The sequence below is a fragment of the Streptomyces gelaticus genome, from assembly GCF_014649535.1.
Taxonomy (GTDB): Bacteria; Actinomycetota; Actinomycetes; order Streptomycetales; family Streptomycetaceae; genus Streptomyces; species Streptomyces gelaticus.
The window spans coordinates 108,536-130,756 of the sequence record NZ_BMTF01000020.1; the positions used below are offsets into that span (position 1 = coordinate 108,536).

Sequence of the window (22,221 nt, forward strand, 5' to 3'; positions counted from 1 at the left end):
TACGAGCGCTCGTCGTTGCCGCAACGCAGCACCAGGCCGCGGCCGGCGAAGCAATTTGGCGTTACAGGCCTCCGGGTGGCCGGTCAAGATGCGTCGCTGGAGATGCCTGGCCGCAGGATCGACCGTCCGGCCGCCAACGCCGCACGGATCGCCGCGAAGTTGGCGCCGTCGTGGTCGAGAAGGTCGGTGGCCAAGACGTCTTCGAGCTCCAGCTCGTCGTCGATATCGCTCGCGAAGTTCTGGCGGTTCGGATGACCCATGACGAACGCCTGGGGATCTTCGGCGAACACCATGTTGAAGCCGGAGGTGTTGATGACTATGCGGGCGGTGGTGCGTCCGCAGACGACCAGGATGCCGTAGTTGTCGTGACCAAAGACGCCGTTCGACGCGGTCAGGTCACCGCGCACCACCACGTTCGGCTCTCCGGCGACGAAGATATTACGTGCCCGCAGGTCTCCAGTCACCAGCAGAAAGCAGCCGCCACCATAGGACGACCACGACAGGTCCCCACCGACGGTCAGGTCCCCCGCCACGATCACGTTGCAGGGATTCCAGTCACCGGGTGGTTGTGAGACAAGGTCGCCGTCAACGGTCAGACCGGTAGCGTACAGGCGAATCTCCTGCTCGCGAGCGAAATCCCGGTACGGATACCCGACGTCGGCCGATACCGCGAACATCCTTTCGGCCTGTTCAGCGTCGAGGATTCGATGTTGTGGCAACAGACTCGCGGACATGCTGCCCAATGTAGGTGATCAATCCCGAGGGGCGCCTGCGGAGACGAGAACGAGGGCGTCCAAAATTGCTTTGTGACGAACAACCTGGACACCCTCGCGACGGCACTCTATGCGACGGCCGACGACCTGCTGAAGGAGCATCCGGACTTGGCACCGTGGCGACCACCGGTCGGCATCGCACCGCGCCTGAGCGATGCCGAACTGGTCACCCTCGCCACGATGCAGGCCATAATCGGCTACACCTCCGAGGCCAAATGGCTCCGCCATGCCCGTGCCCACCTGCGCCACCTCTTCCCCTACCTGCCCCAGCAGCCCGGCTACAACAAGCGGCTGCGCAAGGCCGCCGGTCTGATGCGAAGCGTCAACCGGATCCTGGCCACCACCACCTCGGTGTGGAGGGACGACGTATGGGTCGTGGACTCCACCCCGGTGGAATGCGGCCGCTCCCGCGAGGACCTGGCAGGTTGGGCCGAATACGGCTACTGCGCCAGCCACAGCCGCTTCTTCTGGGGCCTGCGCCTGCACCTGGTCTGCACCCTTCAGGGCCTGCCCATCGCCTTCGCCCTGACCGGGGCCAAGGCCGACGAACGCGAGACCCTCCTTGACCTCCTGGCCGCCGAATGCGAGCTTCTGCGAGAGCGCCCCCGACAGACTCTCATCAGCGACAAGAACTACTTCGGCCGTGGTTTCGAACGCGAACTGTCCGAGCATGGAGTCCAGTTGCTGCGGCCTGCCCGTAAAGGTGAACGGGAACGGCCTGGCGCAGCCTTGTTCAAGCCGCTGCGACAGGTCATCGAATCGATCAACGAGACCTTCAAGGGACAGCTTGACCTCGAACAGCACCGAGGGCGCACACCCGGAGGTGTCATAGCCCGCGTCATGCAACGCATCCTCGCGCTGACCGCCGCGATCTGGCACAACGACGCCACCGGACAAACCGTCCTACGCTCACTGATCGCCTACGATCACTGACCCCTTGGAATAGATCATCTAGTCTGCACAAGGCCGGCCGAGTTCGAGGGGAACCCTGGTGAAGATCCTGCACATCGTCACACTGCACACCCCGGACCATGCGTTCGGCGGCCCCACCAGGGTGGCGCTCAATCTGTCGAAGATCCAGCGGGCCGCCGGCGACGACGCCAGGATCATGGCGCTCGGCGACGGCTTCGAGGGCCTCCTCCCGCGCGAGGTGGAGGGAGTGCCGGCGCATCTCTTCCGGGCACGCCATCTCCTCCCCGCGTTCGAGGTCAGCGGAATCACCTCCGGCGCGCTCCTGCACGCCGCGCGCCGCATGATGCGCGGCGCCGACATCGTCCACATCCACCTGATGCGCGACCTGGTGACACTCCCCGCCGCGCTGCTCGCACTGGCCTGCGGCACACCTCTGGTCGTCCAGACCCACGGCATGGTGGACCCCACCGAGAACCGGGTCGCCCGGCTGACCGACCTGCTGGGGGTACGCAAGGTGCTGCGCGGGGCCGACGCCGTACTGCACCTCACCGAGGCCGAGCGCCTCGATGTGAACGCGGTCGCCGCGCCGGTCCCGCTGACCCGCACCGTACGGCTCGTCAACGGCGTACGCCCGCAGGAGTTCAAGCCCGCCCGGTCCCCGGGGCGGCCGCCGACGGTCCTCTTCCTCGCCCGGATCCAGGAGCGCAAGCGCCCGCAGGACTTCGTCGCCGCGATGCCGACGGTCCTGGCCGAGCACCCGGACGCCCGCTTCGTGCTGGCCGGCCCCGACACCGGTGCCCTGCCCGCGACGCTCGAACTCGCCCGCGAGCTGGGGGTGACGGGCTCGCTCGACCATGTCGGCCCGCTCGGGCACGAAGAGGTCCTGGCGGCGGGGCGGCAGGCCGATGTGTACGTACTGCCGTCGATCGAGGAGCCCCTGGGCGTGTCCGTCCTCGAAGCGATGTCGGTCGGCACCCCCGTGGTCATCACCCGTACCTGCGGACTCGGCCCCGATGTGGCGCGCGCGGGCGCGGGCCGGGTGATCGACAGCCGCGTCGGTGAGGACGGGAAGAACGCGCACAAGGTCGCCACGGCAGTTCTGGAACTTCTCGAACCGGACGCCAACTCCAGGGCAGGCAGGGCTGCTTGGGGCCTGGTCAATGATGACTTCACCATCGAGGCCGTGACCGCGGCCCTCCGGCGGACCTACGAGGACGTGGTCCGCCGCAGAGCCCGCCGGTTCACCTCGTCCTGCCCTCACGGGACTTGAGCGCGATCTGCCAGCGGTAGAAGCTCATCGCCAGCGCGAAGTCGAATCCGGCCCGCCCGTCGAGGAACCCCCGCCGGTACACATACATGTAGGCGAACGACACCAGCGGCTTGAACGGTGCTTTGTGGAACAGCTGCCCCTGGCGCGACTTCACCCTCCGCACCTGCTCCTTGACCTCGGGGTGGTGCTCCAGCCACGCCTCCCAGTCCGAGTAGCGGTTGTGCCGATCGAACCAGGCGGCGACCGGGTCGAGATCCTGGTGCTCGATCGGATTGCGGAGGGAGCGGACCGAATCGGCGACCGGCTGATAGTGGCCCTCGACCTCACCGATTCCCGGCGCGTCGAGATCCCCCACCTCCGGGTACCGGCAGCGGGTCCGGTCGGTCAGCGAACGCTTGCGGATGGTGTACCCGTGCCGCAGCCGCTTCCCGGAGAACCAGTAGCCGAGCGGAATGTCGTACGCGGCGGGTTTCGGTGCGGCGGGGTCGGCGAAGACCTGCCGCAGCTCGGCCAGCAGACCGGGGCCGATCCGCTCGTCCCCGTCGAGCAGCAGGATCCAGTCCAGGTCCGTGCGGACGTGGTCCAGACACCACTGCTTCTTGCGCGGATGACCGCCGTCCCAGGTGTACGTGATCACCTCGGCCCCGCAGTCCTCGGCGATCTTCGCCGTGTCGTCCGTGCTGTGCGAGTCGACGACGACGACCGCCTCGAAGTGGCCGCGTACCGACTTCACCGCCTCGGCGATGTTGAGCCCCTCGTTCTTCGTGGGGATCACCACGGCTATCGGCAGCTTGCTCATCCGAGGTCTCCTTCGGGCAGCCAGGCGTAGCAGCCTGTGGAGGTGAAGGCGCGGGCCTTCCGGGGGACGGTGACCGAGTCCCGCTTCCCGGCGGTGACGGAGCCGGAGGCCAGGGACCTGCCGTCCGCCCCGGTGATCCGCCAGGCGCAGTTTCCGGTGGGGGAGACGACGCGGTAACGGCCCGGCCGGAGCCGCTCGCCCCGGTACGTGCCGTCCGCGTAGCCCCGGCCGGCCTCCCGCAGCAGGTCCCGGTGCTGGGTGCAGAGGTGCTCGACGGCGGGTTCCGCATCGGCGATCTCGCCGGTCACGATCGCGCCGACCGCCACGTCCCGGTCGGCCTTCACCAGGAATCCCAGCCGGTCGCAGGTCTCCTGACCGGTCTGGAGGACAGCCGCCGGGTCCATGCCCCTGGGCACCCGGTCGACCAGGTAGTCCTTCTGCTTCCGGGTGAACGATCCGGTGGCCGGGGTGAGTTGGTCGGAGGGGAGCTTCGGCGGCTCGCTCGTGTGCGGAGTCGGGGAGCCATCGGGCGTGGCGGTGCCGGGCCCGGCCGACGGGGCGGTGAGCGGCGTTCGCGCCGCCGACGGTCCGGCGCTGCCCGCCCCCTTGTCCCCGTCGGAGGGCGAGCCGCAGGCGGCCAGCGCCGCCGTCAGTGCGACGACGGCGGCACCGGCCCGGAACGGATGCCTCATCCGGCTGTCCTCAGCGCGTAGTGGGCACTGACCTGCGAACTGCTCAGCGCGGTCGGGTAGACGGCGGTCTCGTCGATCTGCCCGGCGAAGAAGTTGCTCGTCGGCTTGTTCGGCCAGCCATTCAGGTTGTCCCCGCCCACCCGCCAGTAGCCGTCGTACTTCTCGTTGCCGGTGTACAGGGCGGTCGAGGCGCTGAGCTTCCCGTCGACGTACAGCGCCATGCCACCGGGGCCCTGTGTGGCCACGACGTGATGCCAGGCACCGTTGTTGTAGGCGGTGGGTGTGGTGATGGTCCGGGTGCTGCCGCTCTTCACCCCGAAGACCAGTCGGCCGTCGTCGCGCATGTACACGTGCTTGTCGTACTGGGTGCTGTTCTGCATGGTCAGACTGCCGAAGCCGACGATCTTCCCTCCCTTGGCGGTCGTCGTCCTGATCCAGGTCTCCACCGAGAACCTGGTCGGCTGCGGATGGCGCTTGTTGCTGTAGACGTACTGGTTCGAGCCGTTGAGCCCGATCGCGGTCGACGGACCCGCCACGGCGGCCGGAGTCAGCAGCCGGGTGGGGGAGTTGCGCACGAAGCCGTTGTCCCGCCCGCCGCCGGTGTCACCCGCGAAGGTCGAGGTGTCGTCGTAGCGCCAGTAGAGAGAGGCGCCGTCCGCGAGCACCTTGGCGGGATACTTCTCGGCCGCGGATGCCACGGTCGCGGAGACGGCGGGCGACTTGGCGCTGGTGTTGGTGCCGTCGCTCGCACTGATCCGGTACGAGTGGGTCTCGCCCGCGGCCACGTCCGTGTCGGTCCACCTCAGCTGCGGCCGGTCCCAGAACACTGAGCGGCCTGTCGTGGTGTGTACCGGGGTGCTCGCGCCGTCCCGGTAGATTCGGTAGGTGAGTTCGCCGTCGTCGGTGTCGAAGCTCGCCTGCCAGTTGACCTCCACCTTGCCCGCGGCGACCGTGGACAGGCTGACGTTGGGAACCCACGGAGCCCCGGTGTCGGGGCCGTCGGCGAACCGGGTCAGGCCCTGCTGGGCAGCGCCGTTGACGGTGGTGAACTCGCCGCCGACCCACAGATAGTGATGCCCGTCCTTGTCGGCCTGGGCCATCACTCGGGGCCCGACCGGCTCCCCGATTCCGTCGTTGGTGTCCGGGAACCAGGGGAGCAGTTTCGGATCGTCGACGGACTGGGCCAGCAGATGCTTGCGTGGCTGGTTCGGGAATTCTCCCATGGTGGCGCAGTCATGGGCGTGACTCCCGCTGTACAGCACGCCCTGGTGCACGAGGACGGCCTGGGTGGCACCGAGGCAGGTGTCCCGCCAGCGCTGCTCGAAGGTGCTCAGGTTCAGCGCGATCCGGCCGTCGAAGACGCCCCCTCCGGTGCCCTCGTTGGCGGTGTAGAAGCCGGTGGCGTCCGTGGTCAGGTCCTGCACCGTGGAGGTGTCGGGAATGAATCCGGCCGGATAACTCTTGGTCACGGCGCCGGTAGTGGCGTCCACCACCGCCAGCGCATGCGACGTCTTGCCGTTGACGGTGAAGAAATTGCCGCCGAGCAGTACGTGCTTGCCATCGGGCGTCAGCTCGACGGCCCGGCCCACTTCGTCGGCGTCGGCCTTCCACGCCTTGAGGGCGGCACCGGTGGTGACCGCGGCGAACTTGTTCCTGGTCTGTCCTGCCACCGAGTTGAAGTCACCGCCCAGGTACACGGTATCGGCGGTGACGGCGAGGGCCCGCACCGTCGCGGAGACGGCGACCTTGAAGTCCTGCCGCGGGGTGCAGGTGGCGGTGTCGATCGCGGCGATGTTGCTCACCCCGACACCGCTCACCGAGCCGAACCGCCCACCCACGTAAAGGGTCTTCTGGTCCGGCGAGAGCGCCAGGGCCCGTACGGTCGCCGTGCCGGAGGAGAGTGTGAACGAGAGGCTGCAATCGGTCGGAGTACCGGTCGCGGCGTCGAAGGCGGCGAAGTTCACCGCGGGCCGCTCCGAGGTGCCGGGTGCCGCCTTCGGCGGCCGGACGGTGGAGAAGGTACCGCCGGTATAGACGACTCCGGCGTCCGACCCGGCCATCGACCAGACGATGCCGTTGGTCTGCCAGGTGGTGAGGTCGTCCGCGGTCAGGGAGACCGGCGGGGTGAGGGCCTCGGCCGGGGTGCCCCCGGATGCGGCGGCGGTCAGCGCTCCGGCGAGCAGGCAGAGCGCGGCGGCGGCGGCACGTACCCGGCCGCGTCCGGGGCGTCGGCGCCCCGTGGTTGCGTTCATCATTCGGCTCCGAAGGTGTGAACGAGCCGCGGCCGGGCCGGTCGCGGCGCCCGGCTCCACCGGGAGTGCGGTGGAGCCTTGTGTCGTGTTGGTGCCGGGCGATCTCATCGGTCCACCCGCACGGCCGCACCGGCGAGCTGGTCGGACAGCTGGCGGATGTCCGCATCGACCATGATCCCGGCGAGCTCCCGTGATCTCACCACCGGTTTCCAGCCGAGGAGTTCCTCGGCCTTGGTGGCATCCCCGATCAACGCGTCGACCTCGCTGGGGCGTTCGTACTTGGCGTCGTAGCGGACATGCTCGCGCCAGTCCAGTCCCGCGTGCGCGAAGGAGTACTCCAGGAACTGCCGGACGCTGACCCCCTCGCCGGTGGCGACCACGTAGTCGTCCGGGGCGTCGCACTGGAGCATCCGCCACATCGCCTCGACGTACTCGGGGGCATAGCCCCAGTCGCGTACGGCATCGAGGTTTCCCAGATGGAGATGTGTCTGCAGACCCGCCTTGATCCTGGCCACCCCACGAGTGATCTTCCTGGTCACGAAGGTCTCGCCGCGGCGCGGGGACTCGTGGTTGAAGAGAATCCCGTTGACCGCGAACATGCCATACGCTTCACGGTAGTTGACGGTTGACCAGTACGAGTAGACCTTGGCGACGCTGTACGGGCTCCGCGGATGGAACGGGGTCCGTTCGTTCTGCGGCGGCGGGTTCGCGCCGAACATCTCCGAGGACGACGCCTGATAGACACGCGTGTCGATCCCGCTCGCGCGGACCGCCTCCAGCAGTCGGACGGTGCCGAGCCCGGTGATGTCGCCCGTGTACAGCGGAGCGTCGAACGAGACGCGGACATGGGACTGTGCTCCCAGGTTGTAGACCTCGTCCGGCCGGATGTCGCGCAGCAGATTCACCAGCGCGACACCGTCGGCGAGGTCGGCGTGGTGCAGCAGAAACGAACGGTTCTCCTCCTCCGGTCCCTGGTAAATGTGGTCGATGCGCTCGGTGTTGAAGCTCGACGAGCGCCGTATCAGCCCATGGACCGTGTACCCCTTGTCGAGCAGCAGCTCGGACAGATAGGAACCGTCCTGTCCGGTCACACCGGTGATGAGCGCGGTCTTCGCCACGGCGTCCCCCTTCTCTGGTCGTCTGAGTGGCTGTTGTTCCGCACCGAATACTCCCCGCCGACATACCTGAATCGAGCCGTTCGCGGCAGACCATCACCACGGGCTGCGGCTGCTGGCAGAATCCGGCCCATGACGACTGATCTCCCCGGCCCGCCCCAGGAATCCGTCCGCCCTCTTCTGCGATCCGGTGCCCGTGTCTTCGTCGCGGGCCACCGCGGCCTGGTCGGCTCGGCGCTGGTGCGTCGTCTCGCCGCCGAGGAGTACGAGGTGATCACCCGCGATCGCGCAGACCTCGATCTCCGCGACGCCGCGCGGACCGAGGCGTTTCTCCGCGAGATCCGACCGGACGCCGTGGTGCTGGCCGCCGCCAAGGTCGGCGGGATCATGGCCAACAGCACCCACCCGGTGCAGTTCCTCGAGGACAATCTGCGCATCCAGCTGAGCGTCGTCGCCGGGGCGCACGCGGCCGGGGTCGAGCGGCTGCTCTTCCTCGGCTCGTCCTGCATCTACCCCCGGCTCGCCCCGCAGCCGATCCCCGAAAGCGCCCTGTTCACCGGCGCGTTGGAGCCGACCAATGAGGCGTACGCGCTGGCCAAGATCGCCGGGATCGTGCAGACCCGGTCGTATCGCCGGCAGTACGGAGCCTCGTACATCAGCGCCATGCCCACCAACCTCTACGGTCCGGGCGACAACTTCGACCTGGAGACCTCGCACGTGCTGCCCGCGCTGATCCGCCGCTTCCACGAGGCACGCCGGGACGGCTCGTCCGCGGTGACGCTCTGGGGCTCCGGGAGCCCGCGCCGGGAATTCCTGCACGTCGACGATCTGGCCGCGGCGTGCCTCCTGCTGCTGGAGCGCTACGACGGTGACGATCCGGTCAACATCGGCTGCGGCTCCGACCTGGCGATCAGTGAACTTGCCGAGATCGTGCGGAATGTGACGGGGTTTCGAGGAGCGATCCAGTGGGACACGACGAAGCCGGACGGCACCCCTCGCAAGCTGCTCGACGTCTCCCGGCTCACCGCGCTCGGCTTCGCGCCGCGGATCGCGCTGCGTGACGGGATCGCCCAGACCTACGCATGGTGGCTGGAGCGGCGGACCGCACCGCTCTGAGCGGGCTCGGTGGACCGGCCGGCACGGCCCGGCCGCACAGGGCGGGAGCCTCGGCACTCCTCGCATCGACGGCCGCCGCTCTCAGTACGCCCCACGGCCGTCGGCGACGGCACGCAGCGTACGGGCCATGAGCCCCATGTCCGTGGCCACCGACCAGTTGTCGACGTACCACAGATCCAGCGAGACCGTCTCCTGCCAGGTGAGGTCCGAGCGGCCGCTGACCTGCCACAGGCCGGTCAGTCCCGGTTTCACCGCGAGCCGCCGGAGCTCGCGCTCGTCGTAGCGGGACACCTCCTCCGGCAGCGGAGGGCGTGGACCGACCAGTGACATCTCGCCACGGAGAACATTGAGCAGCTGCGGGAGCTCGTCCAGGGAGGTCCGGCGCAGCAGCCGGCCGATCGCGGTGACCCGGGGATCGCGGCGCATCTTGAACATCGGGCCGTCGGTCTCGTTCGCGGCGAGGAGCCGTTCCTTGCGGCTCTCGGCGTCGGCCACCATGGTGCGGAACTTCCACATCGTGAATGGCCGGTTGTGCTGCCCGTGGCGGGTCTGGCGGTGGAACACCGGCCCGCCCGAGCCGAGCCGCACCGCCGCCCCGATCAGGAGCAGCAGGGGTGCCAGGGTCAGCAGGCCGAGAGCGGCGCCGGCGCGGTCCACGACGGCCTTCAGGGCCGGCTGCGGCCCCCGGCGCAGCGGTGGCGCGATATGGAGCAGGGTGAGACCGGCCGCGGCGGTGGGGCGTACCCGGCGGGCCGCGATGCCCGAGAGCTCCGACAGCACGGACAGCGGGAGCCCGCCCTCGTGCAGGCCCCAGGAGAGCCGGTGCAGCCGTTCCCCGGAGAGCCGAGGCCCGGGAACCACCAGCGCCAGGTCCGCGTCCTGGGCGAAGGCCCCGCCCAGTACGGTCGACACGTCGTCGGCGGGCGCCGGTGCGAGCCGGCCCGGCACCGGAACCCCGCACTCCAGCGGCCTCGTCCCCACCGGGACGGCGGCCACGACAGCGTAGGGATGGTCCGTACGGGACGCGAGCAACCGCACGGCGCGCTCCACTCCGGGAGCCTCGCCCACCACCAGCACCCGCCGGACCGCCCGCCGCCGGTACCCCCGCCACAGCGCCTGTGCCGCGATCCCCGCGGGCAGGCCGGGCAACAGTGCCGTGACCGCCGTCGCGGGACCGGTCGAATCGCCGGTCACGGTGCACAGCACGGCGAGCACACCCATGAGCAGCAGCCAGTCGGCGATGGTGCTCAGCACCCCCGGCGGTCCGCCCGGACGGCGGTCCGAGTACCGGCCGCGCACGGCCCGCAGGCCGGACCACACCAGTGCGGCCAGGACGACCGCCGCGGCCACCGAGGTCCGGGGCTGTCCGCCGGTGCGCAGCAGGAGCCAGGCCGGAACGCCGAGGCCGAGGAATTCGGCGCCGACGACCACCGGTATGCACCGGGGGGCCGTCCTTCTCTTCGCGGCGGCCGGTCCGCAGCGATCGCGCCGGGCGCTCGGCGTCCTCCACGGTTCGCCGAGTTCGTTGCCGCGAGGCCGGTTCGAGACAGACCGTGGCCGTGGCGCGCCCGCCAGCCCCACGAGCGCTGATGTGTCCGAATCGGGTAGCTCGACATGCCCCATGAACCCCCCAGTCACAGTTGCATCGTCATAAACGGGGCGCATCCGTCGATCCCATGGACCGACGGATGCGCCCTCGCTCGGTGCACGATATCCACACACGTGCCATTTCGCTGGAGTTCTCGTGAAGTTCAGACATGCACACTGACTCAGATCTCGTCCCGTTCCGTGCCGGATCTCTGCGTCTGTGGGTAAGTGTTGGCATTTGGAATGCACCTGAATCGGGTTGTGTGCGGACATGTACGCCAGCAACTGCTCGGCCCGTCCACCAGGTTCATCCGCGACGGCACGCTGTCGGGAGACCTTCCCCGGCCAACAAACGAGCGAGCGGACGAACGGTGACGGCCGGTGGCCGGATCGTTTCGGTGTGATCTGCCGACGCGGAGAGTCGACGAGCGGTGACGGTGGCGGGACGCATGAGGCTCAGCGGCTGCCGAACCCGTTCCCGGGCCGGGTTCAGCGGCGGTCGCAATCGTCCCCGGCCGGGGCTCAGTGGCCGTCCGGTTCGTCCTCGGGCCGGGACGGCCACGCGGTCGCGGCCCTGCCAGGCGCCAGATGGTCCACCACCTCGGCCAGTTCCTCGCAGGCGCGCTCGATCCTCTGCCGGATATTGCTCTGCTCGGTCACGACCGCCGCGAGCAGCAGCGCGGTCAGGGCCACGCAGCCGTTGAACACGGCGAGGTGGACCATCACATGCAGGATGCTCTGGTCCTCGAACGGCCCCACGCCCTGCGTTCCCGCGACCGCGGCCAGGACCGAGACCAGGAGCGCGCAGGGCGCGCTCCCCGCCAGCTGGAAGCGCAGCGCCGCCCAGATGAGCAGCGGAAACGCCAGGTGGATCATCGTCAGTGAGCTCCGGGTGGCCACCAGCGAGACCAGGACGGAGACGATCAGCAGCATGCTCGCCTCGATCCACCGGTCGGTGGCCCGCGGCATCCGCAGCCTGCGCAGCACCAGCAGCAGGGGAGTGACCACGAGCACCCCCATCGCATCCCCCGACCACCATGCCGCCCAGACCGGCCAGAACCCGCTCAGGGGAAGCTTGCCGTCCAACAGCAGCATGCCCGTGCCCACGGTCGCGCTGATGGACATGCCGGCCAGCGCACCGAGGAAGACCAGCAGGACCCCGTCGCGCAGCCGGTCCAGCTCGCTGCGGAACCCGGCCCTGCGGAGTATGAGGTACGCGCAGACGGGGGCCGCTGTGTTGCCCGCCACGACGGCGAAGGTGGAGGGCGAGACCGAACCGCTGAGCGTGGCGACGACGAGCAGGGAGCCCAGCGCGATGCCGGGCCAGGCGGTCAGGCCGAGGTAGATCAGGGCGCCCAGTGCGATGCCCGTCGGCGGCCAGAGCGGTGTGACGACCGCACCGTGGACGGACACCTCCCGGATGAGGCCGAGCCCTCCGGCCGCGTAGTAGGCAGCGGCGACGGCCAGGGCGCGCAGTACGGTCGAGGCCGTACGTCTGGTTCTCTCGCTGCGGATCACACATCTCATCAGACACCGCCCCGGACGGGTGGCGGCTGTTTGACACGCTCGGCACCCGTCCGGCCGGTCAGAAGTGGCCGGCGCCGGTTCCGTGGCGTATCACGAGGACGGCGGCGTCGTCCTGGTGCCCGGTCTGCTCCGCCGCCCGCAGCACCGCGTCGGCCAGCTCGCCCGCGTCGGCACCGACTCGTGCGCGCACCAGTCGGGTCACCGTCTCCAGACCTCGGTCGATCGGGAACGAGGGGCCCTCGACCACCCCGTCCGTGACCAGTACGAACGCCCCCGGGTCCGTCAGCCGCCGCCGGGTGACCGGATACTCCTCGCCCGCCTGGATCCCCAGGGGCAGCCCGCCCTCGTCGCTGGTCACCCCGCAACGCCCGTCGGCCGTGGCCCACACCGCGGCGACGTGCCCGGCGCGGGCACTGTGCAGTTCCCGGGACTCCGGGTCGAGGCGGACGAACGTACAGGTCGCGAAGAGGCCGGAGCCCGCCGAGACCAGCAGGTCGTTGGTACGTCCCACGACCTCGCCGGGGTCCGTGGCGGTGGCGGCGATCGCCCGCATGGCGATGCGGACCTGGCCCATGAACGCGGCGGCCTCGACGTCATGGCCCTGTACGTCCCCGATGGCGAAGGCCAGCGCGCCGTCCGGCAGCACGAATCCGTCGTACCAGTCGCCGCCGATGTCCAGCCCGCTGCGGGCCGGTGTGTACCGGGCGGCGGTCTGGAGCCCGGGGCGGGCGGGCAGCGCCGCGGGGAGCATCTCGCGCTGGATCACCTCGGCCAGTTCCACCCGGGCCTGATGGAGCTCCACCTGGCGGCGGGCCCGGGAGGTGAGCTGCTGCAAGGTGGTCAGCAGCTCCTCGGCGCTCGCCGAACGGGGAGGACGACGCCGGTTCATGGGCCGCTCCGCACTGCGTTCGTCCGAGCGGCGCACCACGGGGCCTGCCGCGGCGGCGCCGGCCGGGGCGCCGACGGACCGGATCCCGGTGCGGCGGCCGGCTGCCGCCCGTCTTCGGTGGAATTCGACACCCCGCATCCTATTTCGGCCGTGTGATCTCCGCAGGACGAGCCGGAGCGCGCGAACCCACGCGGGCGGGTGGATGCTGGTGACAGGACCGCGTCGAAGCGGCGCATCCCGGCCGGACGCGGTCGCAGGAGGTGCGCGATGACCCGCACGCTGGAGTGGAGACTCCGCCTCGGTCTGACCGAGGACGACGGGACGACCAGGGCTGAGGCGGTGCTGGACACCGGCACCGGGCAGCTCACCGGACACGGGATCGCCCGCTGCAACCCGCAGGACGTGGACGTACCGCTCATCGGCGACGAGCTCGCGGCGAGCCGTGCCATGAAGGACATCGCAGCACAGCTGATGAAGGCCGCCGACGAGGAACTGGAGACCGTGGGCGCCGGACCCGCGAGTGGACCCGTGGCCCCGCCCTACGCATGGTCCGACACTACGGCCTGACTTCCCGGGAGCACCTATGACCCGCGTCTCGATGACGGCGGACGGCACGGCGCGCCGACCCCGCACCGCGCGCCACCCAGATGTGCCGGCTGCACCGACTGGCGCACCGCGTGGTCCGGGCCGGCCCCCGCAGGGCGCAGCCCGGTTACGCGCCGCTCGCGGCGGGCATGGCGGCGCTGCCGCATGTGGACGCGTACGTCGAGGGGCACGGCCTGGCAGCCTGGAGCAGCCGGGCGCAGCGGTGCGGGGAGTGGTGGTGTCCGATGCGTGAGATCCTGCCGGTGCTCGACCGCTGGTACGCCGCGGGGGAGCCGTTCGGGCTCGCCACCGTCGTCGCGGTCAGCCGCAGCGCGCCGCGTGGCCCCGGTGCGGCGATGGCGGTGGGACCGGACGACGAGGTCGTGGGCAGCGTCTCCGGCGGCTGCGTCGAGGGTGCGGTCTTCGAACTGGCCAAGGAGGTCGTGGAGACCGGCCGGGCCCGGCTGGAGACCTTCGGATACAGCGACGAGGACGCCTTCGCCGTCGGACTGACCTGCGGCGGCGAGATCACCCTCCTCGTGCGCCGGGTGACGGCGGCGGACGACACCGCCTTCGGCGAGGTCGCCGCGGCGGTCGCCGGGCACCGCCCGGTGGTGGTCGCCACCGTGGCCGACGGCCCCGCCCCGCGCGGCGCCGCCCTCGTGGTCCGGCCGGACACCGTTGCGGGGTCACTGGGCGCGAGCGGCCTCGACGCCGCCGTGACCGCCGATGCGCGCGGGGAACTCGCCCAGGGGGCAACGGGGTTGCGGCACTACGGCCCGAACGGCGAACGGCGCGAGGACGATGTCGCCGTGTTCCTCCAGTCGTTCGCCCCGCCGCCCCGGATGCTGGTCTTCGGCGCGATCGACTTCGCGGCGGCGGTGGCCCGGATCGGCGCGTTCCTCGGATACCGGGTGACCGTCTGCGACGCCCGCCCCGCCTTCGCCGACCCCCGTCGCTTCCCCGACGGAGCGGAGGTCGTCGTCGACTGGCCGCACCGGTACCTGCGCGGCACGGAGACCGACGGGCGGACCGTGATGTGCGTACTCACCCACGACCCCAAGTTCGACGTCCCGCTGCTGGAAGTGGCTTTGCGGACCCCGGCCGCGTACATCGGTGTGATGGGCAGCCGCCGGACCCACGAGGACCGCATGGCCCGGCTGCGCGGGACGGGGCTCGGCGAAGCGGAACTGGCCCGGCTGCGATCCCCCATCGGCCTCGACATCGGGGCGCGCACCCCCGAGGAGGTGGCCGTGTCCATCGCCGCGGAGATCGTGGCGCTGCGCTGGGGCGGCACGGGCAGCCCCCTGACGGACACGGCCGGGGCGATCCACCGCCCGCGGCCCGGAGCCGGGTGACCGCGCCGGCGCCCGTGCTCCCGCGGTCCGGACCCTGCGGCGCGGGACAGCACTCAGGACCGGGGCGGGCCGATCGGGCTGGGGAACGGCAGCGGCTCCGCCCCCAGCACCTGCCGGGCCGGCAGCTCAGGGGCGGCGAGGAGTTCGTCCGCGGCGTTCTCGGCGAGGGGGCGCAGCAGCCGGGCGGCCGGCCGGTCGGTGGTGTCCTCGACGAGCTCCCGCTCCCGGTGACCGATTGGGGTGACACCAGACTCCGCGTCGAGCAGGCCGCGGGAGCGAAGCCGTTCCTCGGCGTCCGCCCATTCCGTCTCGGTCCATCCGCGGCGGCGGCGACGGGCGGACACGAGCCGCCGCGCGACCCGAGCCCGCCCGCACGCCTCACCGACCGGGGAGCGGTGGTGACGGCTCAGCCGCCGGTGCCGAAGTGCCGCTCCACGATCGCCGCGGCGTCGGTGCCGCGCGGCAGGACGCCGTACTGGTGACCGCGGGCCTCGCCGAGCCGGGCGGCCACGAACGCCTCGGCCGAGGCCGCCGGAGCATGACGGAGCATCAGCGAGGCCTGCAGGGCCAGCGCCATGCCCTCGACCGTTGCGCGGGCGCGGGTCTGTGCCGCGAGCGGGTCGCGCAGGTCCTCGGTGAGCTCCCGGCGCACCCGGCGGACATGTGCGTCCAGTACGGAACTGGCACCGGCCGTGGTCTCCAGCTCCGCCCAGAACGCGTCCAGCGACTGCGGTGTCCTTCCGATGGCGCGCAGCACATCGAGGGCGATGACATTGCCGGACCCCTCCCACACCGCCATCACCGGCTGCTCGCGGTAGCGCCGGGCCAGCGGCCAGTCCTCGGTGTAGCCGTTGCCGCCCAGGCACTCCAGCGCCTCGTAGGCGTGGTGCGGGCCGCGCTTGCAGATCCAGTACTTGGACACCGCGGTGGCCAGCCGACGGAACGACCTCTCCGATTCGCCGCTGCCGCTCTCGTACGCGTGGGCCAGACGTAGCGAGGTCCAGGTCGCGGCCTCCGTCTCCAGCGCCAGATCGGCGAGGACCGCCGTCATGGCCGGCTGGTCGGACAGGCGGGCGCCGAAGGCGCTGCGGTGCCGTGCGTGCCAGATCGCCTCCGAGACCGACTGGCGCATGCCGGCGGTGGTGCCGAGCGCACAGTCGAGCCGGGTGTGGTCGACCATCTCGATGATGGTCGGGACGCCCCGGCCGGGTTCGCCGATCCGGACCGCCCAGGTGCCGTCGAACTCCACCTCGGAGGAGGCGTTCGACTTGTTGCCGAGCTTGTTCTTCAGCCGCTGGATGCGGATGGTGTTGCGGGTGCCGTCGGCCAGGACCCGCGGTACCAGGAAACAGGTGAGTCCGGCCTCGGCCTGGGCCAGCACCAGGAAGGCGTCCGACTGCGGGGCGGAGAAGAACCACTTGTGCCCGGTCAGCAGATGGGCCCGGCCCCCTGGGCCGGAGGCCAGCGGGACGGCCCGCGTGGTGTTGGCGCGTACGTCGGAGCCGCCCTGCTTCTCCGTCATCCCCATGCCGAAGGTCAGCCCGGACTTGCTGCCCGGAGCGATCGGGCGGGGGTCGTACGCGCGGCTGAGCAGGCCAGGAAGCCAGTCCTGTCCCACCTCCGGATCGCGCTGCAGGACCGGGACCACGGCATGCGACATGGACATCGGGCAGGCGTGGCCGGCCTCGATCTGGGTGAACAGCATGAACGACGCCGCCCGCGCCACCGCCGCTCCGGGCTTCGGGTCGGCCCAGCCCGCGGTGTGCGTGCCGTGGTGCACGGCCGCACCGATGACCTCGTGGTACGCGGGGTGGAATTCGATCTCGTCGATGCGGTTGCCGTACCGGTCGTGGGTGCGCAGGACGGGAGGCGAGGCGTGGGCGAGCTCCGTGGAGGTCTGGAAGCGCTCGGAGCCGACCAGCGTGCCGATCTCGTGCAGCTCCGGTTCGTGCCAGTCCGCGCCGAAGGCGCGTACGGCCTCGGCGAGCGGCAGGTTGGTGCCGTACTCGTCGAGGTCCTGCCGGGGCGGTGCCTGGTTGGTGACCTCGTGGGTGGGATGCGGTGCGGGGGCCCCGGCCGGCAGGCCGGTTTGGTGCTGAGCGACGGTCATGGCGGGTGGTCCTGTCCTGGTCGGCGGTCGCGGCGGTGGGGGGAATCGGGGCGGACGGCTCGTGTTCAGGCGCTCTTGGCTCCGACTGCTCTGAGGCACAGCTCGGTGATGCTTTCCACGACCGGTTCCGGATCGGTCCGCGCACCGACCGGCGAGAGCGGGCCGAGCAGTGCCTCGCCGACTGCCCCGATCACGGCGGCAGCCGACAACTGGGCGTTCTGCGGGGGCAGTTCACCTGAGGTGATCCCGGCGACGATGACCGTCTCGGCGAGCAGGTGATAGCCGCGCCGGTAGGTGAGCCTTTCCTCCTCGACGAGCGGATCGACCGGTTCGGCCAGCAGCGCCCAGGCCGTACGGGGACTGTGCAGCGCGCGGTACGAGAAGACCTCGACGAGGGCCCGCAGCTGTTCGCCGGCGCTGCTGCGTGCCCGCACCGCCTCCCGCACCGCGTCGAGCTCATGGCCCGCCACATGCCGGAAGACGGCGGCGAGCAGCTCCTGCTTGGAGGCGAAGTGGTTGTACACGCTCCCGGTGGCGACACCGGCCCGCCGGGCGAGCGCGGAGATGCTGGCCGCCTGGTACCCGCCCTCGGCGAGCAGCTGCCGTGCCGCGTCGAGCAGCCGTTCGCGATGGGCGAGCCGGGTCGCCTCCGTGCGGGCGGTGGGCCGGTAGGCCATGATCTGAACCTCGATTCATATCTTCTGTTGTTCAGCCAACCACTGTTGTTCTCCCGGTGCAATGGTCCGTCGCGGAATCGTCCCCCCGGCCGGGCACCGTCGGTGCCGGACCCCGACTCCTGCCCGGTCCGCAGGGACTTGCCGTCGGGGCTGCGTGGCCGGACCCGGCACAGCTCCGCGGGACCCCGCCACCGGAGGGACGCCGGACGGGTGAATCCGCTTCTCCGCGCGGTGGGGGCACGACCGCCGCCCTGTGGAGTGCGCCGGCCCGCGCGTCACCGGCGTGCCCCGGGCGCGACTCCCGTACTTCGTCCCGACTTCACCGGATGGTTCCGCGATCAAGAAATCCTCCTGGTGGCGGCCCGCCGTCCGGCCCCGGACCGTCGCCGCCCCGCACGAAGGAGAACAACGCGTCATGTCACACCCCGTGCCCGAATGGGCCGACCCCCAGGTTCCCGCGGAGTCGCTCGACCCCCAGGGGCTCAGTCGCCGAGGCCTGATGCGCCGCGCCGGGCTGTTCGGTGCGGCCTTCGCCGCCGCCTCGCTGCCGCTGCCCGCGGTGGCCGACAGCGGGGGCAGCCGGTCCCACGGACACGGTCGCGGGCACGCCCCGGAGCTGGTCTATCTCGTCGGCGACCATCACAACCACTCCGTGTACAGCCACGACGCCAAGTACACCTTCTCCCAACTCGCTTCGGCAGGGCAGAAGTTCGGCCTCGACTGGATGGTCTTCACCGAGCACAGCAACATCGGCCACGCCGAGTTCGGTGCCGCGCAGGAGCACCGGGAGATCCTCAGGGCCCGCGCCGACAACAAGCGCATGCTGATCTTCCAGGGGCTGGAGTGGTACATCCCCGGAGCCGAACACTGCACCGTCTTCTCGCCCCCCGGACGGCACGAGGTCGAACTCCTCACCCGCTTCGAGGAGGCCTTCGACGGCAAGCTGCTCGGCTACACGGCCGGCGCCCCGACGCACCCCGACACCCCGCGCAACGAGGCGCACGCGGTCAAGGCCCTCAAATGGCTGGCCGAACAGCGCCGCACCCGCTACGTCGACGACGTGCTCGTCCTCGCCAACCACCCCATGCGCCTCGGCATCGACTCCCCGCACGAGATGCGCGGCTGGCGCGACGCCGCCCCCGAGATCATGATCGGCATGGAGGGCGCTCCCGGCGCCCAGGCCGGCGCGATCCCCGGCTGGCACCCGGACACCAACGTCCGTGGCGAGTACAGCAATTCACCGTCCGCCGACTCCTGGCCCGGCTACCCGCGCGAGGCCTACGTCACCTACGGCGGGTTCGACTGGGCCACCGCGACCGTAGGCGGCCTGTGGGACGCGATGCTGGCGGAGGGCAAGCTCTTCACGATCACCTCCAACTCCGACGTCCACCGCGTCGCCCAGGACACCTGGGTCAACGGAGAGTGGCCGCCCGGACAGAACTTCGACAACACCGGCCACCTCCCCGACCCGTACAACACCGCCGAACCGCAGCCCGGTGGCGACTTCTGGCCCGGCCAGTTCAGCCGCACACACGTCGGCGTCACCCGGTACGGCTACCGGAACGTGATGGAGGGGCTGCGGGCCGGCCGGGTCTGGGTCGACCACGGCCATCTCATCGACGGCATCGACGTCAAGGTGCGCGGCGAGCACGGCAACAGCGCCACGCTCGGCGGCCGGCTGCGCGCCCGGCGCGGCGAACGGCTCACGCTCACCGTCACGATGACGGCCGCGTCCCGCCGCAATCCCTACGGGGTGCTTCCGCGCCTGGAGCACGTCGACGTCATCCGCGGCGCGGTCCGCGGCCCGGCCGCCGACCGCGACGACTGGCGTGCCCCCGACACCCGGCTCGCCCACACCGCCGACGTATCCGGCCGCCGCGGCACGTACACCCTGCGCATCCCGCTCGGACGCGCGGACGAGCCGTTCTACCTGCGGCTGCGCGGCAGCGACGGCAAGCGCCACGGAAAGGGGTTCCTCGGCGCGGCGATCGACCCGCACGGCCCGCTGCCGCACGAGCCCGGCCAGGGAAACCCCTGGCTGGACACCTGGTTCTACACCAACCCGGTCTTCGTGGACATCGTGCGCTGAGCCCGCCGGGCGGCCGGGGCGGCCCGAGGACCGCCCCGGCCGGACCCTCAGGACTCCAGTGCCGCGGAGACCACGGCCCTGGCCTCCTCCTGCACCCGGCCGAGATGGCCGGCGCCCAGGAACGACTCCGCATAGATCTTGTACACGTCCTCGGTGCCCGAGGGGCGCGCGGCGAACCAGGCGTTCTCGGTGGTCACCTTGATGCCGCCGATCGGCGCGCCGTTGCCGGGCGCCTCGGTCAGCACGGCCGTGACCGGCTCACCGGCCAGCGTGTCGGCCGTGACCTGCTCGGGGGAGAGGCGCGCGAGAACCGCCTTCTGCTCTCGGTCGGCGGGAGCGTCGATCCGGGCGTACGCGGGCTCACCGAACCGGGCGGTGAGCGCCGCGTAGTGCTCGGACGGGGACCTGCCCGTCACCGCGAGCATCTCCGAGGCGAGCAGCGCCAGAAGGATGCCGTCCTTGTCGGTCGTCCACACCGATCCGTCGCGGCGCAGGAACGAGGCCCCGGCGGACTCCTCGCCGCCGAACCCGAGCGAGCCGTCGACCAGACCGTCCACGAACCACTTGAAGCCGACCGGCACTTCGACCAGTTCCCGGCCGAGGCCCGCGGCCACCCGGTCGATCATTCCCGACGAGACCAGCGTCTTGCCGACACCCGCGGAGGCCGGCCACTGCTCACGGTGGGAGTACAGGTAGTCGATGGCGACGGCGAGGTAGTGATTGGGATTCATCAGCCCGGCGTCCGGTGTCACGATGCCGTGCCGGTCGGCGTCGGCGTCGTTCCCGGTCGCGATCCGGTAGCGGTCCCGCTGCCCGATCAACGAGGCCATCGCGTACGGCGACGAGCAGTCCATCCGGATCTTTCCGTCCCAGTCCAGCGTCATGAACCGCCAGGTGGGGTCGGTCAGCGGATTGACCACCGTCAGGTCGAGCCGGTGCTGTTCGGCGATCCGGCCCCAGTACGCCACCGACGCGCCGCCCAACGGGTCGGCGCCGATGCGCACTCCGGCCGCGCGGACCGCGTCCAGGTCGAGCACGGAGGGCAGGTCGGACACGTAGGAGCCGAGGAAGTCGTACGTCCCGGTGGTCGACGCCGCCCGTGCGCGGGCATAGGGCAGCCGTCGTACGTCCTTCATCCCGACAGCGATGATCTCGTTGGCCCGCTCCTGGATCCAGCCGGTGGCATCGGACCCGGCCGGACCGCCGTTCGGCGGGTTGTACTTGAACCCGCCGTCGCCGGGCGGGTTGTGGGAGGGAGTGACCACCACACCGTCGGCGAGCTGCGAGGTCCGGCCCCGGTTGTGGGTGAGGACGGCGTGCGAGACCGCCGGGGTCGGCGTGTAGCCGTCGGCCGGATCGATGAGCACCGTCACGTCATTGGCGGCGAACACCTCGACGGCGGTGACCCGGGCCGGCTCCGACAGCGCATGGGTGTCGGCGCCGAGGAAGAGCGGCCCGTCCGTGCCCTGGCGAGCCCGGTACTCGCAGATGGCCTGGCTGGTGGCGGCGATGTGGTCCTCGTTGAACGCGGTGGCCGTGGACGACCCGCGGTGACCGGAGGTACCGAACGCCACCCGCTGGTCCGGCTCGGCCGGGTCCGGGTGCAGCGTGTAGTACGCCGTCACCAGCCGGGCCACATCGATGAGATCCTCCGGCCGGGCCGGCTGTCCAGCTCGTTCGTGCGGCATCTGCCACTCCTCCGTGTCGGTCGCTGCGATCTTCCCCGCCACATTTTCGCCGGTGGCCCGCGCGGCCTCGCGACTGCCCCGCCCGGACGGGCCGAATCCCGCTGGCGGATCCGAGGGGCTCCGGCATAGGTTTCGTCCACGATCACGAGCAGTCCGCCCCGGACCGTGCGAAGCGGCGGGTTTCCGGCCGTACCAGGAGAGACGAGATGGCACCGAAGTCCGCACCGGACGGCCGGATACTGCTGCGCGGCGCCACCGCCGAGGACGCCGGGCCGCTGACCCGGCTCTTCCTCGCCTCGCGCGCAGAGTCCATGCCGTACCTGCCGAAGGTGCACAGCGACGAGGAGACACTGGCCTGGATGACCCATGTGGTCCTGCCCGGAACGACGGTACGGATCGCCGAGACCGGCACCGGGGAACTGCTGGGCTTCGCCTCCCTGGACGGAACCGAGCTGGAACACCTCTATCTGCGCCCCGATGTACGGCGTCGGGGCATCGGCACCCTGCTCCTGGCCGACGTGCGTGAACGCGCGGCCGAGGAACTCACGCTGTACGTCTTCCAGCGCAACACGGACGCCCGGGCCTTCTACGAGCGGCACGGCTTCACCGCGGTCGGGTTCGACGACGGCAGCCGCAACGAGGAGAAGGAACCGGACGTCAGATACCGGTGGACGGCGAACGGCTGACCCGGTCCGCCGGGTACCGCTTCCGCGGGCGGCGCGGGCCCCGCATGCTCCCGCGGGACACCGCGGCCGTCAGGATCGCGGACGGGCGGGCACTGC

The 22,221-nt window shown here is 70.9% G+C and carries 19 protein-coding genes; 7 read left to right on the plus strand and 12 right to left on the minus strand.

Annotated elements, in window-relative coordinates; all coding sequences use genetic code 11:
- Window positions 1–83: 83 nt before the first annotated feature.
- Window positions 84–734, minus strand: coding sequence for a bactofilin family protein (locus tag IE107_RS25505; RefSeq protein ID WP_189546630.1), 651 nt, complete (start codon window positions 732–734; stop codon window positions 84–86).
- A 72-nt stretch (window positions 735–806) separates the two neighbouring features.
- Between IE107_RS25505 and IE107_RS25510 the strand changes: the two genes are divergently transcribed.
- Both IE107_RS25510 and IE107_RS25515 read left to right on the plus strand, forming a co-directional pair.
- Entirely contained in the window at window positions 807–1,706 is a 900-nt protein-coding gene (locus IE107_RS25510) for an IS982 family transposase (RefSeq protein ID WP_189546631.1), read from the plus strand.
- Window positions 1,707–1,764: 58 nt separating this feature from the next.
- Entirely contained in the window at window positions 1,765–2,955 is a 1,191-nt protein-coding gene (locus IE107_RS25515) for a glycosyltransferase (protein ID WP_189546633.1), read from the plus strand.
- Here the strand turns inward: IE107_RS25515 and IE107_RS25520 are convergent.
- The 4 genes from IE107_RS25520 to gmd all read right to left on the minus strand — a co-directional run bounded on the left by IE107_RS25520 (window position 2,927) and on the right by gmd (window position 7,816).
- On the minus strand, window positions 2,927–3,754 hold the full coding sequence (locus tag IE107_RS25520; protein ID WP_189546635.1) for a glycosyltransferase family 2 protein: 828 nt from the start codon (window positions 3,752–3,754) through the stop codon (window positions 2,927–2,929). The two genes, IE107_RS25515 and IE107_RS25520, sit on opposite strands and share 29 nt — an antisense overlap.
- Window positions 3,751–4,446 (minus strand): Rv1352/Rv1906c domain-containing protein, encoded by a 696-nt coding sequence (locus IE107_RS25525; protein ID WP_189546637.1) that lies wholly within the window; start codon window positions 4,444–4,446, stop codon window positions 3,751–3,753. The genes IE107_RS25520 and IE107_RS25525 overlap by 4 nt, the downstream gene beginning before the upstream one ends.
- Window positions 4,443–6,698 carry a LamG domain-containing protein gene (locus IE107_RS25530; RefSeq protein ID WP_189546639.1) on the minus strand — a complete coding sequence of 752 codons (2,256 nt, stop codon included), beginning with the start codon at window positions 6,696–6,698 and terminating at the stop codon, window positions 4,443–4,445. Before IE107_RS25530 ends, IE107_RS25525 begins: the two co-directional genes overlap by 4 nt.
- 104 nt (window positions 6,699–6,802) lie before the next feature.
- Window positions 6,803–7,816 carry a GDP-mannose 4,6-dehydratase gene (gene gmd / locus IE107_RS25535; protein ID WP_189546641.1) on the minus strand — a complete coding sequence of 338 codons (1,014 nt, stop codon included), beginning with the start codon at window positions 7,814–7,816 and terminating at the stop codon, window positions 6,803–6,805.
- A 129-nt stretch (window positions 7,817–7,945) separates the two neighbouring features.
- Here gmd and IE107_RS25540 point away from each other — a divergent pair, with 129 nt between their 5' ends.
- Window positions 7,946–8,929: a GDP-L-fucose synthase family protein gene (locus IE107_RS25540; RefSeq protein ID WP_189546643.1), complete on the plus strand. Its 984-nt coding sequence runs from the start codon at window positions 7,946–7,948 to the stop codon at window positions 8,927–8,929.
- An 81-nt stretch (window positions 8,930–9,010) separates the two neighbouring features.
- On the opposite strand, the gene IE107_RS25545 is transcribed toward IE107_RS25540, so the two are convergent.
- The 3 genes from IE107_RS25545 to IE107_RS25555 form a co-directional block, all read right to left on the minus strand.
- Window positions 9,011–10,552: an exopolysaccharide biosynthesis polyprenyl glycosylphosphotransferase gene (locus tag IE107_RS25545; RefSeq protein ID WP_189546706.1), complete on the minus strand. Its 1,542-nt coding sequence runs from the start codon at window positions 10,550–10,552 to the stop codon at window positions 9,011–9,013.
- Between the two features lie 486 nt (window positions 10,553–11,038).
- A complete protein-coding gene (locus IE107_RS25550; protein WP_189546646.1) occupies window positions 11,039–12,034 on the minus strand; it encodes an MASE1 domain-containing protein in 996 nt (331 codons plus the stop codon).
- Window positions 12,035–12,101: 67 nt separating this feature from the next.
- Entirely contained in the window at window positions 12,102–12,932 is an 831-nt protein-coding gene (locus IE107_RS25555) for a PP2C family protein-serine/threonine phosphatase (RefSeq protein WP_189546648.1), read from the minus strand.
- Window positions 12,933–13,199: 267 nt separating this feature from the next.
- Here IE107_RS25555 and IE107_RS25560 point away from each other — a divergent pair, with 267 nt between their 5' ends.
- Window positions 13,200–13,499: a DUF1876 domain-containing protein gene (locus IE107_RS25560; RefSeq protein ID WP_189546649.1), complete on the plus strand. Its 300-nt coding sequence runs from the start codon at window positions 13,200–13,202 to the stop codon at window positions 13,497–13,499.
- 263 nt (window positions 13,500–13,762) lie between these two features.
- Window positions 13,763–14,875, plus strand: a complete 1,113-nt coding sequence (locus IE107_RS25565; RefSeq protein ID WP_189546707.1) for an XdhC family protein — start codon at window positions 13,763–13,765, stop codon at window positions 14,873–14,875.
- 53 nt (window positions 14,876–14,928) lie between these two features.
- On the opposite strand, the gene IE107_RS25570 is transcribed toward IE107_RS25565, so the two are convergent.
- The 3 genes from IE107_RS25570 to IE107_RS25580 form a co-directional block, all read right to left on the minus strand.
- Window positions 14,929–15,219 carry a helix-turn-helix domain-containing protein gene (locus tag IE107_RS25570; RefSeq protein ID WP_189546651.1) on the minus strand — a complete coding sequence of 97 codons (291 nt, stop codon included), beginning with the start codon at window positions 15,217–15,219 and terminating at the stop codon, window positions 14,929–14,931.
- A 62-nt stretch (window positions 15,220–15,281) separates the two neighbouring features.
- Window positions 15,282–16,985: an acyl-CoA dehydrogenase family protein gene (locus IE107_RS25575; RefSeq protein ID WP_189546653.1), complete on the minus strand. Its 1,704-nt coding sequence runs from the start codon at window positions 16,983–16,985 to the stop codon at window positions 15,282–15,284.
- A 65-nt stretch (window positions 16,986–17,050) separates the two neighbouring features.
- On the minus strand, window positions 17,051–17,662 hold the full coding sequence (locus IE107_RS25580) for a TetR/AcrR family transcriptional regulator (protein ID WP_189546655.1): 612 nt from the start codon (window positions 17,660–17,662) through the stop codon (window positions 17,051–17,053).
- Window positions 17,663–18,077: 415 nt separating this feature from the next.
- Here IE107_RS25580 and IE107_RS25585 point away from each other — a divergent pair, with 415 nt between their 5' ends.
- On the plus strand, window positions 18,078–19,751 hold the full coding sequence (locus tag IE107_RS25585; protein ID WP_189546658.1) for a PHP domain-containing protein: 1,674 nt from the start codon (window positions 18,078–18,080) through the stop codon (window positions 19,749–19,751).
- A gap of 47 nt (window positions 19,752–19,798) precedes the next feature.
- On the opposite strand, the gene pgm is transcribed toward IE107_RS25585, so the two are convergent.
- Window positions 19,799–21,439 (minus strand): phosphoglucomutase (alpha-D-glucose-1,6-bisphosphate-dependent), encoded by a 1,641-nt coding sequence (gene pgm / locus IE107_RS25590; protein WP_189546659.1) that lies wholly within the window; start codon window positions 21,437–21,439, stop codon window positions 19,799–19,801.
- Between the two features lie 206 nt (window positions 21,440–21,645).
- On the opposite strand from pgm, the gene IE107_RS25595 reads away from it, so the two are divergent.
- The gene (locus tag IE107_RS25595) at window positions 21,646–22,125 is read left to right on the plus strand and encodes a GNAT family N-acetyltransferase (RefSeq protein ID WP_189546661.1); all 480 of its coding nucleotides are present in this window, start codon (window positions 21,646–21,648) and stop codon (window positions 22,123–22,125) included.
- Window positions 22,126–22,221 lie beyond the last annotated feature (96 nt).